This is a genomic window from Methylobacterium sp. 1A, assembly GCF_058072805.1.
Map to the genome: position 1 here is coordinate 4,013,686 of NZ_JBYQVE010000001.1, position 13,160 is coordinate 4,026,845.

Consider the following 13,160-nt stretch of genomic DNA (forward strand, 5'->3'; position numbering starts at 1 on the left):
TGGTTCCCGTTTTATGCGGGCCGATATGTATTATAAAATTTTGAGTCATAGTTAGATATTGCGCATTAGCTCCGGATTTTTAGGCAAAATCTGATCATAAAGTGGCTGTTCTGATGCTGCGCTCAGCTGTAAGAGCATGTCGATTAATGGCCGTGCTGTATCGGCAATGGACTGACCCACGGTTGCGAGCGTTAAGTCAGGCTTCGTCGGCTCTTCATAGGGCGCTGTGATGCCGGTAAAATTCGGGATTGTGCCGGCGCGCGCCCGAAAATATAATCCTTTTGGATCTCGTTCCTCACAAATTGGTAGAGGCGTATCTATAAAAACTTCAATAAATGCGACGTCTCCTGCGATAGCCCTTGCGGCCTTCCGTTCCGCTGAGAAGGGGGATATAAGCGAGACGATTGTTACAAGACCAGCATCAGCTACCAGTTTTGCTGTTTCGGCCACACGGCGGACGTTCTCAGCTCTGTCGCGGTCGGTAAATCCCAAGTCACTATTCAATCCATGACGTAGATTATCGCCGTCCAGCACCATTGTTGCGCGTCCTGAAGCGGTCAGGGCTTGATCCACGACGTTTGCGATCGTTGATTTCCCTGCGCCTGAAAGGCCAGTAAGCCAAGCAATGACTGGTCGCTGACCAAGAGCCTTCCATCGTTGCTCCCGTGGCTGCAGGGGCTGCCAAGTCAGGTTCCGATCCGACGTTGGGCCTCGTGATCGGTTCATGCTTCGCTCCTAAGTTGTCCTCCAGGTATGGATACACAAAAACGTGATCGGTTGTGTTGCTACAACGTCACGTTGATGCGCTTCGTAGCGGCGAAGGGTAATTACCCAGGCCTGTGATGGCAGGGGTCAGGCGCCGACGGTTTTGAGGATGAAGCCGAATGGATTGGCACCGCTCAGGCGCGCGGTGTCGACAACGGTGCGGATGGCGGCCTCGCCCTCAGCTGGCCACATGTCGCGATAGCCGTTGGTCGGTTTCCGCTGGACGACAGCCGGACGCAGGAGCCCCTCGGAGCTGTTGTTAGTCGGCTCGACCTTTCCAGGATAGGCGAGGAAGACGAGGGGCTGATCGCGGGAGCGGCTGAGCTTGGCCTGCAACTCGCGGGTCAGGTCACGGACGCAACACGGGTGCAATGCGCTTCATATACGGCCTTCCGTCATTCGCATGAGGAAAGCGATAATCCTTAGCGCTAGAACGCGCTCGGATGTCTGGGTGGAGGCCTTCTCCGATGAGGCTTAATCTCGATTTTCCCGGTAGCTGGATCGTTAATCCCGGGTATGTGGCGCAGCGTATCGGCGTGAGCGCAACGACGCTGAAGCGTTCCGTCATCGAGGGAAACGCCAGGGTCTTGATCGTCCCCGGAAGCTGGGCGGACGCGAGGGGCGCGCGCGTCACTGTTCATCACTACGACGGTGGGTGGCAGGGCACGTTCGATCAGAGCGGACAGCTCGTGGCTGAGCATGTCTGGTAACTGCGGCCGCACCAACCGGAGGCACGGTGAGTTGTATCTCCTACTGGCAGGAGACGCCCATGAGCGCGCACACCTATCCGGACGTGAACACCAGTTCTGCAAGCGGAGCGGCTGCCAACAAGTTGACTCACCGACTTGGCGTAGACGTCAACAGCGGCGATCAGCTTCCCAGCCCATACCTGCTCGGCATCGCGCTTTCGGGTGCAGCCGTGGCGTGCCTGCTGATCCGGCTAGTGATCGGGTGAGCGGCACGACCTGCCCATGAGGCACACCCTCGGCCAGCAAGGCGACTGGGTCGGTGATTCGTGTGAGTTGGCCCCACGCCTCGGTGTGGATGCCGATTACCTGAAGCGCATGGAGCGGCAGGGACACGTCGATGCCCGGATCAAGATCGACGATGACAGCGGCACGGGCCAGACACGTGTGACCGTCCGCCTGCTGAACCGAGGCTGGAGAGGCACCTTCCATGGAGGCGGCGCCCTCATTTACGAAGAGATGTGGTGAGGCCTTGCAGTTGCAGCCGGCCCTTCGGCACTGCATAGCTCGGCCATGACAGCTGACGTACCGCACCCCTACTCGGTGACCATCGAGCCCCTGAAGAAACCGGAGGGTCATTTCGGTTGGGCATTGCGCCGAAGTGGTAAACTAATCGAGCGCTCGGACAGGGCGTTCACCACCGAGGTTAGGGCTTTCGAGAACGCTTTGAGGGCGATTGAGATAGACACGAAGCCGAGCAGTGGCGGTCGCCGCTAGGTGAGCGGACGCGCCGGATATTTCGGACAAGCGTCTCGTTTGTCCGACGTCCGGTCGCGGTACTCATCCTGGCAACTCGATCAGCCAGAGGTGGTTGACGCCGTTGAGAGCGACCGGGACAATCAGGCTGCGGCCGAGGCGTGCTTCGACGGCTCGCTTAAACACCTTGATGGCGGCCTCCGTCCGCTTGGCCTCATCGTCGCCTTCGGCCAGGTAGATGACGAAGAATGCCGTCCTGGCGGCTTGCAGCGGGACGGCACGAACCTCGGAGCCCTCATTGCCGAACGGTGACGCGCGGATGCCATCGTCGGTGACGCTCGTCCGAAGTGCTTGTCGGAACACCTCTGCCGATGTCGCCCAGCGCTCCTTGCTAGCCGCGACGGCTACCGCGGAGGTGCCGTCCGTCTGCCACTTCACGACACAGGTAGTGATCGGCTCGCGGTCGTAGTTCTCGCCGAGTGTGATGACCTCCAGATCAAAAGAGATCTCGTACCCGCAACGGGTGCCCCGCACCTTCCGGATTGCCACGCGCGTGTTGTTGATGGCGCCGCCCTTATAGCGATCGGCGAGTACGGCGAGAGCCTCATCAGCCAATCAATCGGTCGTCGCCCGTTTGTTGTGGAGGAGAGAATTTTTAAGCCGCAGATTAGAAGCGGCGCAGGCCTTCCCGACTCAGACGGTGATGTCCACCACACGCTCCTGCGATGCGAGAAGTTTCGGGTCATTCTTTTGCCTTTGGATGCCTGCGTCGTTCGGCGGGGGCGCCGGCATTGAGACGGTATGCAGCCCCGCTTTGTGCTCGATCGCAGCTTCCGCCCTTGCCGACTGGATCATCTCCGTCGCCTTCACCAGTCCGATGGCATTTATAGTGGTGGTGATTGTCATGGCTCTGATCTCCTTATTGGGGATCAAAGCACGTATTCGGTATTTGAATTACTTTTCTAATGTGTTCAATTTGCCGTTCTGTCAGCGGTTTATTCTAAGCAGCCCTCATCCTTCTGTCTTGTCGGGCTAGTCCTGCTTGGCGCCTCCGTTGATGCCTGTGCTATGCTCACCGCTGACGGAGCCGCTGCCGTGCCCCTGCGGGTTGAGCCGAGGGCGATCCGACGTGAGATCTTCGGGCTTCGTCCTTTTGGTTTGGTCGGATATGAGGTTCCTTCTTACTGACGAACCTAAGACACGAGAAGAGTTCGCTCGTACCAGTGTGCGGGCTATGCGCCATCGGGCACGGCCAACTGCGCTGGAGCGTTCCAGATGTCTGGATGCAAGTTTTCCGAGGACGCGCGGGTTCGCCTCTCCTCAGCGGTCCGGCCGACTACGTCCGATCGCTTCCGCCAATGCAGGGAAGCCGCCGATGAGTTCGGCACCGCTGATCCAGTAGCAATGCCCGAGCATGATGTTCAGCCAAGATGTAAAGCGAGCCCGTCTCGTCCAATGAATCCGCGCAGCAGCTTCGGGATCAATCTCCAGCCGGTAGTAGCTGCTCATCCAGAATTGCAGAGGCTTGATGGCGCGGATCGTCTTCCACGGGATCCAATCCGTCGAGAGGCGTCGGTCATAAATCCCTTGAGGACCAATGGAGACGACCACGTCGGGCTGGAACAGCTTCAGGCCCCACACAAGTGCGCCAAGGCCGAAGATCACTACGCCAACGCGCATCTCATAATCCCGGAAGCTTTCAGGAATTATGGTATCAGTGCCGACATTAGGCTGAGTCAGAGCCAGCCAAAGGGCCACTGCGACGAACACACACGATCCCATAAAGCGCGTAAAAATGCGCGAATTGGATCGGTAGAGATCGATTGTGCTCATTGGAATACTCCCTCACTTGAGTATTCGGCCTACGTCTCGCTACGGGCTTCCGAGGTGCGGCGGAGCACTGATGCGACCGCTGCAAGCGGTGCCAGTCACTCCGTCCACTAACTCAGTTGCGCAGGCTTGCATTGTGGAGGTTGACGATGACCTCAGATCCCGGCCGCACCGCCTACTACGCGCGCTTCGCATACGCCCGGCCACGCGAGTTCGACTCGTGGGACAGCCTGACACCGGAGGTGCGTGCCATCTGGGCACAGGTGGAGGTCGCGGTCCTCACCGGCGCTAGCTCTGGCATTCACCCCGGCCAAGCTCGGGAGGTCGCCGACGATCCGGATCGGCCCTCCACCATCTCAACGGCGGCCATAGTCCCGTCCGTGGTGGCTGGTGAGACCTTCGTGGTTATCCAAGACGAGCACGTGCAACTGCTTCAGCGCATTGACCGCGGCCCGTTCTTCGTGCCGCTCCTCGAGCTCGCATACGTGAAGCTCATCCCATGGAACGGTGACACGCTCATCCCGCGTCTGGTGAGCTGCGGCTGGGCTGAGATGGCGCCGCGCGAGTCGCGCGCAGTCCGAATCACCGACGCTGGCCGGCAGGCATTGGCCGATCTCGACGAAGCTAGGCTGAAGGGGCAGGGAGGGGGCAGTGTCGCGTGAGCAGTTGGCCAGCGCCGCCGACTTGGTGCGCGTATTCGGCTTCACCGAACGGCACTGAATCCGCCAGGCTGCGGCCGGGCGAAACGCTGATGCTCGACAGCCGTTCGGCGCGCAGTCATCGTAGGTGTTCGACCAACGTGCCGTGCGTCAGTGGTGGGATGCTTCGACGAGGACGGTGCCGGAATGACCGACACCTACCTCCGCGGTAAGACGTGGTGGGTCCAAGTCCACGCTAGGACACGGGAAACGAGCGCGACCACGCCGAGATAGTTGCCCCAGGAATTCGCCTTGGCTGCGCCTGGATGGGGCGCCGAATGAGGCTTGGAGGTTCACCTTTCTGCCCACCTGAGATCCGGGGGACCTCCACCGAGGCTGCGTGAAAGGGCCCCGACTTGGCTCAGGCCAGCGTCGGAACCGGGCCGGTGAAGCCCGTGGCCGGCTTGTCGGCGTCGAAGTGATTGGCCAGCGCCACCACGAAGGCGAAGTTGGCGATGACGGCGAAGGGGAGAAGGGCGAGGGCAGTGAGGAGGGTCATCGGCGGCGTCCTTTTGTGCGGTGCGTGAGAAGCTATATCGCACTGCACGCGATTTCTTGGTATGCCACATGCCTCACGCCAGATATGCGGCGCATGCATGAAGGTGTCGGGAATAAGATCGACCCTTGCAACGATCGGGCTGTAGATCCTCGGCCCGCAGGCGAGCGGAGTGCGGGTCGTCGACGTGCGCGCCGCCGCCTGTTCGAGATGCCGAGTTCTCATCCTCTGCATCGAACCCCAACGCGCGGCAGTTGAGCCGCCGCACAATCGCAGCTGAGACATTCGGGCATTTCAACTGCGCTCTCCGAGAGCCGAATGTGCCGGATGGCCGACGAATGGCCACGTTGCGGCCGCAACGCCTCGGACACGTCGCGCTGTTCGGCGGATTGACTCTGGAGAGACGGGGCGCGGGCCGATCCAGTCCGGCACGCGGACTGCTCGCCGCAAGCCGAAAGGGAGGCCGTGTGGACGGATCCGGGGAAGTGGAAAAGCGCGACCTCAAAGCCCCTGGTAATCGCGCTCGTCGTCGTGGAACGCGTCTCCGCGGGTCCATCGCGGGCAACTGGATCTGGCAGGCCGGCAGCCGGCCGCATACTGCCCCGCAGCAGAGCGACGGATCGGCGACGGCTCTCCCGACGTGAGCGGGTGATCCGGGCCGCAGGTCCGGCGGACACTGTCGTCTTGGTCGAGGCGGAATCTTGGGCGGGTAGAGCGCCAGTATCGAGGCAGCGCTTAAAGAAAAGCTCCAGCGATGCGGGCAATCGAGACGGTCCGTAACACCCGGCCTTCAGCCGGGATCAGGTATTCGAGCGGTGCCGACGGAGATCGGCTCAGCCAAGACCTGGAGATCGGTTGATGCTCAAGTCCCTCGCCGCCGCGGCACTGCTCGCCGTCGGCATCGCCGCGCCGGCCTCGGCGCTGCCCGTCGCGGGTTCTCCGCTCCCCGCCGCGCAGGACGGGCTGATCCAGCACGTCTACGGCGGCTGCGGGCCCTATGGCCATCGCGGCCCTTATGGCGGCTGCCGCGCCGGCGGCCAGTGGGGCGGCTATGTCGGTCGGGCCTGTCCGCGCGGCTTCCACCTCGGTCGCGGCGGGCGGCGCTGCTGGCCGAACCGGTACTGGTAGCGGCGCTCCCGCTGTTCGGGGCGATCGGCTGACCGCCGTGGCGCACCGTGACGGAACGCAGGAACACCCTGGGAGCGTGCGCTCCCAGGGTGTTGCCGACCTCGCGGCCAGTTTGATCGGGCTGGGGATGCGAAGGCCAACCGGAAGGCTGCTCTTCGGCGGCGGAGGGCGATGAGGCGGACCTGCCCCCCTCGCCCGCCGCCGCGTCTCCCGGCACGGAGGCCGGGAGCGGCGCGACCCGATCTCAGTAGGAGCCGAACTTGTAGTTCAGGCCGGCGCGGACGACGGCGAACTCGGTCTTGGCGGCGGCGCCGTTGAGGTAGGCGGTGCCGTTCGGGGGCAGGAGGTTGCCGTAGAACACGCCGCCGGCGGAGTTCTTCTGGCGGTCGAGGCTGACGTAGAGGCCTTCGACCTTCAGCGTGACGGCCGAGGAGCGGAAGAAGTTCAGGAACGAGTCGGTGGGCAGGGCGTACTCGACGCCGCCGCCGGCGGCCCAGCCGGTGCGGAAGCTGTCGCGGAAGCGGTTGCCGGAGAAGTTCTGGTCGTCCTGGCCCGAGCCGTAGGCGAAGCCGCCGGTGCCGTACACGAGGGTGCGGTCGAAGGCGTAGCCGAGGCGGCCGCGCACGGTGCCGAAGTAGTCGAGGCCGTTGCCGCTGGTGGCGACGAAGGCCGGCGGGTTGGAGAAGGCGACGCCGGGGAAGCCGAGGAAGCTGTAGTTCTGGGTGCCGTTGGCGCGGCGGGCGAAGTCGACGTACTGGGCGTCGGCCTCAAAGCCGATCACGACGCCGGAGCCCGGGGTGAACTGATAGTTGTAACCGATCTGGGCGCCGCCCGAGAAGCCGTCGTTGTTGTTGCGGTTGTTGACGCTGACGACGCCGGCGGTGCCGGGGGAGTTGATCAGCGAGCCGCCGGGCAGGGCGTAGCTGGTGGTGTTGCGGCTGTTGGCGTCGAAGCCGTAGCCGGCGTTCACACCGATGTAGAAGCCGGTCCAGGTGAACACCGGCACCGGCGTGAACACCGGCGGCGGCGCGGCGCGGCGCGGAAGGTCGGCGGCGGACGCCGCGGCGGTCAGCGCAGTGAAGGCGGTCAGGGAGGCGAGGAGCTTGGTCATCAGGGTGATCCGGGTTTCGATCTGGTGATAAGACTACCAAGCTCTGAGCAGAATAGCTGTAGTTTTACGGACACACAGGCTCGCGACGTCGGAAAAAACATAGTAAACGGCCGATTAACTCCGGGCGGATCTGTTAAATACTGTTGAAGTTCTGGCGGTATGCTCGGGGCCTGCGCCCGAGGCGCATGCATCGGTCCGCGGCGAGGCCGCGCGGGCGGCCAGGGGGCGACGCGCCGACAGTCCTGCGGGCGGCGCTGCCGGCCGCCTGAGCGGGGAGGGTTCGTCATCACTGTGGGTGCGCCGCGGACGACCCTGGCGCCGCCCGCGCCGGATCCGTCCGGCGGTAACATGGGATCGAGAGCCGGCGCTTCGGCGCCGGCGGGGTGACACTGAGCCGGCGGACGGCGCGCGGGGACCTGTCCGGTGGTCCCCGCGTCCGCGGCCGCGCTAACCCGTCCGGTCGCGCCGGGTGATGTGCTTGACCAGTTCGGCCAGCTTCTCCTCGGCCTTCTTCAGCGCCACGCGCGAACTGTGTCCGGGCGGCGTTCCGTCGGCAGCCTCGCGAAGCTTCGCGATGGTGTCCTGGGTATCCTCTACCTCGGTATCGAGCGCGGCACGCTCACCGGATCTATCGATGGCCATATCGATCCTCCAGGTGTTCTGCCCCTGGCGGCCGCCAGGGCGCCACGCCCTGAGGTAAGGCGGCATCCCGACCGTGGCGAGCTTCGCGGGCCTCGCCGGAGGCCGTTTCCGACACGGATCCGGGTTCGGCGACCCCGTCGCCGCCTGTGCGCCACGGCACGCCGCAGCGTGATCCCGGCGCCCGCGGACGGCGTTCTACCGTCACACACACCGGAGACCGCCGCCATGCTGATCCTCAATCCCCTCACCGGCCAGACGGTCGACGTGCGCGTGCCCCGCCCGCAACCCGGGAAGGCGTGAGGAACGGCGTGAGCCCGCCCCCGTGCGGGCTCACGCCGATGCGCCCCGGGGCCCGAGTGCGCCCTCCCCGGTCGCGCCCGCCCGCAGGTTCGGCGCGCCGGGTGCTGCGAGCGCTCACAGGGAACGCGGGGGCCGGCGCGCCAAGCGCTCGGCCTCCGCCTGCCACGCGTCGCGCTCGGCCTGAAGCGCCTCGATGCGGGCGTGGAGATGACCGGCGTCGATGGCGGTCTCCATCAGCATGTCCTGCGCGGTGGCGAGCTGCTGGCGCAGCTCGGCGTTCTCGGTCGCGAGCGCGAGGAGCAGGGCCGCCACGTCATCGCTCATCCGGGCCCCTGCGCCGCCACCGAGCCGGCGCGTTTAGCCCCGGCACGACCGGGCCACAACCGCCCCGCGGGCACACCGGACCGATCGCCGCCCCGGGCCGCGCGCGTCAGGCGGCCTCGTCGGACAGGAGGCGCCCGACGTAGTGGCGCCCGACCGACTCGATGACGGGCGCGAACAGGCTGGCCATCCAGGGCACCAGCGCCTCGACCTCCAGCGCGTCATCCGCCACCTGGATGGCGACGTGCGCCGACTGCCCGTAGCCGCTACCCGAGAAGGAGCGGCGATTACCCAGCCAGTCCTCGGCCTCGACGCGGATCTTCTCCGCCTCCAGGCGGCGGAAAGCCCAGTCCATGTGCAGGTCGATGCGCCGGCGAACCTCGGCCGTCCCGAGGTCGTGCGGGACGGTGATTGTCAGGCGCTTCGGCATCGGCATCTCCTCGCGAGCGGGCCCCGTGAGGTGCGGCCGGAAGGTTAACGCCCGGTGATCGGCGCCACCCGATCGACGCGCCGGGCGAACCGCCGGCGGTCAGTACCGGACCGTGCGGACGCCGCCGGCCCCGCCGCTCACGACGCTCCGGATGACCTCCTTGGTCGACGGGCTGATCCCACCGTCACCGCGCAGCCGGCGCCCGTCCGCCCGGTCGAGGCGCGCGACGTCGTCGGAGCATCGGTCCAGGGCGCGGCGGACCTTGGACGACAGCGGCCCGCCGCGTTCCGCTGGGGCGCCGGCCATCTCGAACCGCAGGCAGGACGCCAGATAGCCTTTCAGGTCTTCGAAGGCGGCGGCCTGGGCCCCCGACGTCAGGACGATGAAGATCAGGGCGGATCGGGCGAGCATCACGCGCTCCAGGGAAAGCGGTCCGCGCGGACAACGCGCGAGCGGGGCGTTGGTCCCGGAGGCCGCGCCCTCGCGGCCGCCGCACTCAGCCGCTGCGGCGGGGCGCCTGGGCCGCGTCGCGCCGCTGGTCCTGGGTTCCCCGACACTGCACGTATTCCGGCGTTCCCGGCTCGGCGCCGTAGCCCCGGCAGATCGCGTCGTCCTTCGCGGCGACGTCGGCCTCGCTCATGAAGAGCTCGCCGCGGCCGGGCCGGTTCGCCGCGTTGCAGGCCGTCAGGGCCGTGGCCGCGATGGCCAGAACGATGATGTGCTTCATGGGACTCCTCGCCGCCGATCAGCACCACAGCGGCAGGACGCTGTCGATGACGCTGCCGCGGCGTCCACAAGCCGGCGGTCGACATGGTTATCCAAGGATGGCCGGACCTTCGGCGCCACGCCGCGGTCCCGGCCGTCCACCGCACGGGGCGGGGCCTGCTCGGCATGCAAGCCTGACGCCGCCGTGACCGGCGGTCCCTGCGGGGCCGACATGTCGTGTCGCCGGTGCAGCGGCGGCGCAACGCCGGCTAAGTATCTGCCTCTGCATCCTCCCAAGGCAGACCCACCTTCGGCCCCGCCGGCAGCGCCGCGCGGGGCCTTTTCGTGCGCCGATCCGGAGGGTTGGCGCGCCGCTCCCGGGCGAGACCCTGCGCGCCGGGCGCGGCCGGGCACGACGATCGGCGGCGCACGACGACGACGGGTGTCGGAAACCGTGTCCGCGCTCCCGCGTTCGGGCACGGAGGCCCGTGCGTGAGGCACAGTCGGGCCGAGATGCCAAGGAGCACATGATGCGTCATGCCCTCTTCGCCATCTTCGCGCTGGTCGCGGCATCGCCCGGTTCGGCGCAGACCAGCACCGGTCCCGCACCGATCCGGCAACCCGGACCAGCCCAGCCGGTGACGCCGGGCACCCCGGCCGGAACCGTCGTCGTTCCCGGCGGCAGCCAGAACAGCGGTCCGGGCAGCACCGCCGTCGTCGCGCCCACCGGGACGGGGGCGACGACCATCACGACGGATTCGGCCGCCGGCGGGAATGCCGGCCAGCCAGAGCGCGGCGTACCCCAGATCGGCAAGGGGAGCGGGGACGGCAGCGGCGGCAGCTGATCGCCGGACCCCGTCCTGAGGATCCGCCCCGTGCCGGATCGGGGTGGGACAGGTGGACCGTCCCACCGCCGGCATCGCAACGCGGCGGGCGGCGGCGCGCGGGCGCTGGACCATCACACCGTTGACCCGCAGCCCGGGACCGCCCGTCGCCGGGGAGGGATGATCCCGCGCCGCGTTCAATGCAGATGCCGAGCAAGTCTGTTGCGGGCCATCGAATTTTGATCGCTGTATCTAACTCAGGTTCTGCTGCCAATCTTAGATAATGATCGGCTGCCAAATAATTGGTATCAATGTACCGGTAAAATTTATTTCCGATTCATCGATGCGGTGTTCGCACTCTCACGTTATAAAGATACTGTAGATTTAAAGCGACGCCGCCGCGCGTCCGTCGGAGATTGATTTGGCGGATCCGGAATTTGAGGGTGGAAAGTTCGGGCCGAACGGCAAGAGATCGATGCTCCGGCAGATCGCGCACGCCCTCGGCGTGCCCGAAGACGCTTTCCTCGACGAATCCGAGGCGCTCGCCACGATCGACATGACGGGGGATTTGCTGCGCGTCTGGCACGCGCTCACCCTGTCGGACCGCCGCTTGCTGCTGCAGATGGCGCGCGGGATGATCTCCCGCGGCTAGAACGGCCACGGCTCCTCCTGCGGCCCCGGCGCCGTCCGCTCGCCCGGCGCCACGAGGTCCACGATCTCGTCGAGCGGCTGCGTCACCCGGATCGTTCGCCCCGCGGCGGTGATGAACGTCTCGTTGCGCATCAGGTCCGTGTCGCTCAGCGCCTGGACGCTCGTCACGCGCAGCAGGTGCCGGCAGCCGTCGCCGTCCTGCACCTGGAGGAAGTTCCCGACCCGCCGAACCGCCGACATGGCGCTCTCCCGCCCCGCTGGTGATCTGTGGCCTAGGCGCCCTGCAGGCTCTCGGCGAAGTCGTCGGGGATCTCGCCCCACTGGCCGAGGATCGTGACGCCCTCCAGTTCGCCGGTCTCGTCGTCGGCCACCACCTTCAGCGCCGCCGCGCCCGGCATCCGCCTGGCCATGTTCTCGGCCTTCTTCACCGCCCCGCTCTCGGTCTGCGCAGGCTCCTGCCGGGCCGGCCGCAGCCGCTTCCGGTGCAGCTCGAAGGGCTGCACCACGAACGCCGTCCTCATCGCCATCGTCGTCCTGCACCCCGGTTCGTCACAGGTTCTCCACAGATCGCACGGGCCGCCCAAGAGCGCGCCACGACAGGGGTTTTCGAGCCGTATCCACACGCGTCCACGGGGCTGGAAGAAAAGTCTCGCCCGCAGATTGTGCCCGGCCCGCCCGTATGATCTGTTCCGCTTTCGTTCTAGCATGGCGAGGCCGTGGGTGCACCTCTCCCGGATCGACGCGCGGCGAATCTCGAGCGCCGACGCCGTCAGCGCGCCGGCGCCGCACCGGCCTCCCCGCGCCTGTCCGACAGGCGTTGGGCAAGGCGGCCGGGTCATGCCACCGGGTCATACCAAGGTATGGCGCCGCCCCGCATCCGTATAAATGTAAGCCTCCGTCGCGATCGCTACACTTTCCGTCATTCAGCAGCACAGACGGAGATTTGTCATGACGGAACGTACCAAGGGAACTGCTCTGATCACCGGCGCTTCGGGCGGGATCGGCGCGATCTATGCCGAACAGCTCGCCGCGCGCGGCCACGATCTCATCCTGACCGCCCGGAACGCGGATCGCCTGGAGGCGGTCGCCGAGACGGTGCGCGGGGCCTCGGGCCGCACCGTCGAGGCGCTCGCGGCGGACGTCAACGACCGTGCCGGTCTCCGGCGCGTCGAGGACCGGCTGCGGAGCGACCCGGCGATCACCCTCTTGGTCAACAACGCCGGCTTCGGCTCCGCGGCCCCGCTGCTACAGGCGGATCCGGACGAGATGGAGCGCATGATCGGCGTGAACGTCACGGCCGTGACGCGCCTCGCCTACGCGGCGGCGCCGGCCTTCGTCGCGCGGGGGCACGGGGCGATCATCAACGTCGCCTCGACCGTCGCCCTCAATCCCGAACTGCTCAACGGCGTCTACGGGGCGAGCAAGGCCTACGTTCTCGCCTTCACGCAGGCGTTGCAGCACGAACTCGCCCCCAGGGGCGTCCGGATCCAGGCGGTCCTGCCCGGCGCGACGGCCACCGAGTTCTGGACCGTGGCCGGCGTCGGCGGCCACCGGAACCTCCCGGCCAGCATCGTCATGACGCCGTCCGACCTGGTCGCGGCCGCGCTCGCGGGGTTCGATGCCGGCGAGGTCGTCACGATCCCGCCCCTGGAGAACGGTGCGGCCTGGTCCGCGCTGGACGCCGCGCGCCTCGAACTCGCCGCCCAGCTCGGCGCGGCGACGCCGGCGAGCCGGTACCGGACCGCGCGCGCCGTCGCCGCCTGAGGCCCTCGCGGGGCGTCCCGGCCGGGGCGCCCCTGCCCGCTTCCCGCGGCCGC

Annotated in this window: 21 protein-coding genes and 1 pseudogene; 8 read left to right on the forward strand and 14 right to left on the reverse strand. The window is 66.5% G+C overall.

The window, feature by feature from the left end; genetic code table 11:
- Positions 1-51 precede the first annotated feature (51 nt).
- Both cysC and ACX9MN_RS19355 read right to left on the reverse strand, forming a co-directional pair.
- A complete protein-coding gene (gene cysC / locus ACX9MN_RS19350) occupies positions 52-726 on the reverse strand; it encodes an adenylyl-sulfate kinase (protein ID WP_489725118.1) in 675 nt (224 codons plus the stop codon).
- 126 nt (positions 727-852) lie between these two features.
- Positions 853-1,116: pseudogene (locus ACX9MN_RS19355) on the reverse strand (IS66 family transposase); the annotation flags it as partial.
- A 116-nt stretch (positions 1,117-1,232) separates the two neighbouring features.
- Between ACX9MN_RS19355 and ACX9MN_RS19360 the strand changes: the two are divergent.
- The 3 genes from ACX9MN_RS19360 to ACX9MN_RS19370 are packed head-to-tail and all read left to right on the forward strand — an operon-like array spanning position 1,233 to position 1,979.
- Complete coding sequence (locus ACX9MN_RS19360; RefSeq protein WP_026605189.1) at positions 1,233-1,475, forward strand: hypothetical protein; 243 nt, start codon at positions 1,233-1,235, stop codon at positions 1,473-1,475.
- Between the two features lie 59 nt (positions 1,476-1,534).
- Positions 1,535-1,720, forward strand: a complete 186-nt coding sequence (locus ACX9MN_RS19365) for a hypothetical protein (RefSeq protein WP_081636512.1) — start codon at positions 1,535-1,537, stop codon at positions 1,718-1,720.
- Positions 1,721-1,736: 16 nt separating this feature from the next.
- On the forward strand, positions 1,737-1,979 hold the full coding sequence (locus ACX9MN_RS19370; protein WP_103986274.1) for a hypothetical protein: 243 nt from the start codon (positions 1,737-1,739) through the stop codon (positions 1,977-1,979).
- A gap of 312 nt (positions 1,980-2,291) precedes the next feature.
- Here the strand turns inward: ACX9MN_RS19370 and ACX9MN_RS19375 are convergent, their stop codons facing one another.
- From ACX9MN_RS19375 to ACX9MN_RS19385, 3 genes are all read right to left on the reverse strand, one after another.
- Positions 2,292-2,822 (reverse strand): hypothetical protein, encoded by a 531-nt coding sequence (locus tag ACX9MN_RS19375; RefSeq protein ID WP_489725119.1) that lies wholly within the window; start codon positions 2,820-2,822, stop codon positions 2,292-2,294.
- A 78-nt stretch (positions 2,823-2,900) separates the two neighbouring features.
- Positions 2,901-3,113 (reverse strand): hypothetical protein, encoded by a 213-nt coding sequence (locus ACX9MN_RS19380; RefSeq protein WP_103986272.1) that lies wholly within the window; start codon positions 3,111-3,113, stop codon positions 2,901-2,903.
- 414 nt (positions 3,114-3,527) lie between these two features.
- The gene (locus ACX9MN_RS19385) at positions 3,528-4,040 is read right to left on the reverse strand and encodes a hypothetical protein (RefSeq protein WP_244603296.1); all 513 of its coding nucleotides are present in this window, start codon (positions 4,038-4,040) and stop codon (positions 3,528-3,530) included.
- 146 nt (positions 4,041-4,186) lie between these two features.
- Between ACX9MN_RS19385 and ACX9MN_RS19390 the strand changes: the two genes are divergently transcribed.
- Positions 4,187-4,699 (forward strand): hypothetical protein, encoded by a 513-nt coding sequence (locus ACX9MN_RS19390; protein WP_103986270.1) that lies wholly within the window; start codon positions 4,187-4,189, stop codon positions 4,697-4,699.
- A 397-nt stretch (positions 4,700-5,096) separates the two neighbouring features.
- On the opposite strand, the gene ACX9MN_RS19395 is transcribed toward ACX9MN_RS19390, so the two are convergent.
- Entirely contained in the window at positions 5,097-5,234 is a 138-nt protein-coding gene (locus ACX9MN_RS19395; protein WP_489725120.1) for a hypothetical protein, read from the reverse strand.
- 855 nt (positions 5,235-6,089) lie between these two features.
- Here ACX9MN_RS19395 and ACX9MN_RS19400 point away from each other — a divergent pair.
- Positions 6,090-6,359: a GCG_CRPN prefix-to-repeats domain-containing protein gene (locus tag ACX9MN_RS19400; protein ID WP_020094732.1), complete on the forward strand. Its 270-nt coding sequence runs from the start codon at positions 6,090-6,092 to the stop codon at positions 6,357-6,359.
- Positions 6,360-6,603: 244 nt separating this feature from the next.
- On the opposite strand, the gene ACX9MN_RS19405 is transcribed toward ACX9MN_RS19400, so the two are convergent.
- The 6 genes from ACX9MN_RS19405 to ACX9MN_RS19430 all read right to left on the reverse strand — a co-directional run bounded on the left by ACX9MN_RS19405 (position 6,604) and on the right by ACX9MN_RS19430 (position 9,890).
- Positions 6,604-7,470 (reverse strand): outer membrane protein, encoded by an 867-nt coding sequence (locus ACX9MN_RS19405; RefSeq protein WP_489725121.1) that lies wholly within the window; start codon positions 7,468-7,470, stop codon positions 6,604-6,606.
- Between the two features lie 447 nt (positions 7,471-7,917).
- Positions 7,918-8,112, reverse strand: coding sequence for a hypothetical protein (locus ACX9MN_RS19410; protein ID WP_020094731.1), 195 nt, complete (start codon positions 8,110-8,112; stop codon positions 7,918-7,920).
- 414 nt (positions 8,113-8,526) lie between these two features.
- Positions 8,527-8,736, reverse strand: a complete 210-nt coding sequence (locus ACX9MN_RS19415) for a hypothetical protein (protein ID WP_026605187.1) — start codon at positions 8,734-8,736, stop codon at positions 8,527-8,529.
- 106 nt (positions 8,737-8,842) lie between these two features.
- Complete coding sequence (locus ACX9MN_RS19420; protein ID WP_020094729.1) at positions 8,843-9,163, reverse strand: polyhydroxyalkanoic acid system family protein; 321 nt, start codon at positions 9,161-9,163, stop codon at positions 8,843-8,845.
- A 99-nt stretch (positions 9,164-9,262) separates the two neighbouring features.
- The gene (locus tag ACX9MN_RS19425; RefSeq protein ID WP_489725122.1) at positions 9,263-9,574 is read right to left on the reverse strand and encodes a hypothetical protein; all 312 of its coding nucleotides are present in this window, start codon (positions 9,572-9,574) and stop codon (positions 9,263-9,265) included.
- 85 nt (positions 9,575-9,659) lie between these two features.
- A complete protein-coding gene (locus tag ACX9MN_RS19430; RefSeq protein ID WP_020094727.1) occupies positions 9,660-9,890 on the reverse strand; it encodes a hypothetical protein in 231 nt (76 codons plus the stop codon).
- Between the two features lie 508 nt (positions 9,891-10,398).
- Here ACX9MN_RS19430 and ACX9MN_RS19435 point away from each other — a divergent pair.
- Positions 10,399-10,713, forward strand: coding sequence for a hypothetical protein (locus ACX9MN_RS19435; RefSeq protein WP_489725123.1), 315 nt, complete (start codon positions 10,399-10,401; stop codon positions 10,711-10,713).
- 400 nt (positions 10,714-11,113) lie between these two features.
- Entirely contained in the window at positions 11,114-11,344 is a 231-nt protein-coding gene (locus ACX9MN_RS19440; protein WP_042673600.1) for a hypothetical protein, read from the forward strand.
- On the opposite strand, the gene ACX9MN_RS19445 is transcribed toward ACX9MN_RS19440, so the two are convergent.
- Together ACX9MN_RS19445 and ACX9MN_RS19450 are read right to left on the reverse strand one after the other, a co-directional pair.
- Entirely contained in the window at positions 11,341-11,583 is a 243-nt protein-coding gene (locus tag ACX9MN_RS19445) for a hypothetical protein (protein ID WP_020094724.1), read from the reverse strand. The genes ACX9MN_RS19440 and ACX9MN_RS19445 overlap by 4 nt on opposite strands.
- Positions 11,584-11,615: 32 nt before the next feature.
- Positions 11,616-11,870: a hypothetical protein gene (locus ACX9MN_RS19450; protein WP_020094723.1), complete on the reverse strand. Its 255-nt coding sequence runs from the start codon at positions 11,868-11,870 to the stop codon at positions 11,616-11,618.
- Between the two features lie 421 nt (positions 11,871-12,291).
- Between ACX9MN_RS19450 and ACX9MN_RS19455 the strand changes: the two genes are divergently transcribed.
- Positions 12,292-13,107: an SDR family NAD(P)-dependent oxidoreductase gene (locus ACX9MN_RS19455; protein ID WP_020094722.1), complete on the forward strand. Its 816-nt coding sequence runs from the start codon at positions 12,292-12,294 to the stop codon at positions 13,105-13,107.
- The last annotated feature ends 53 nt before the right edge of the window (positions 13,108-13,160 follow it).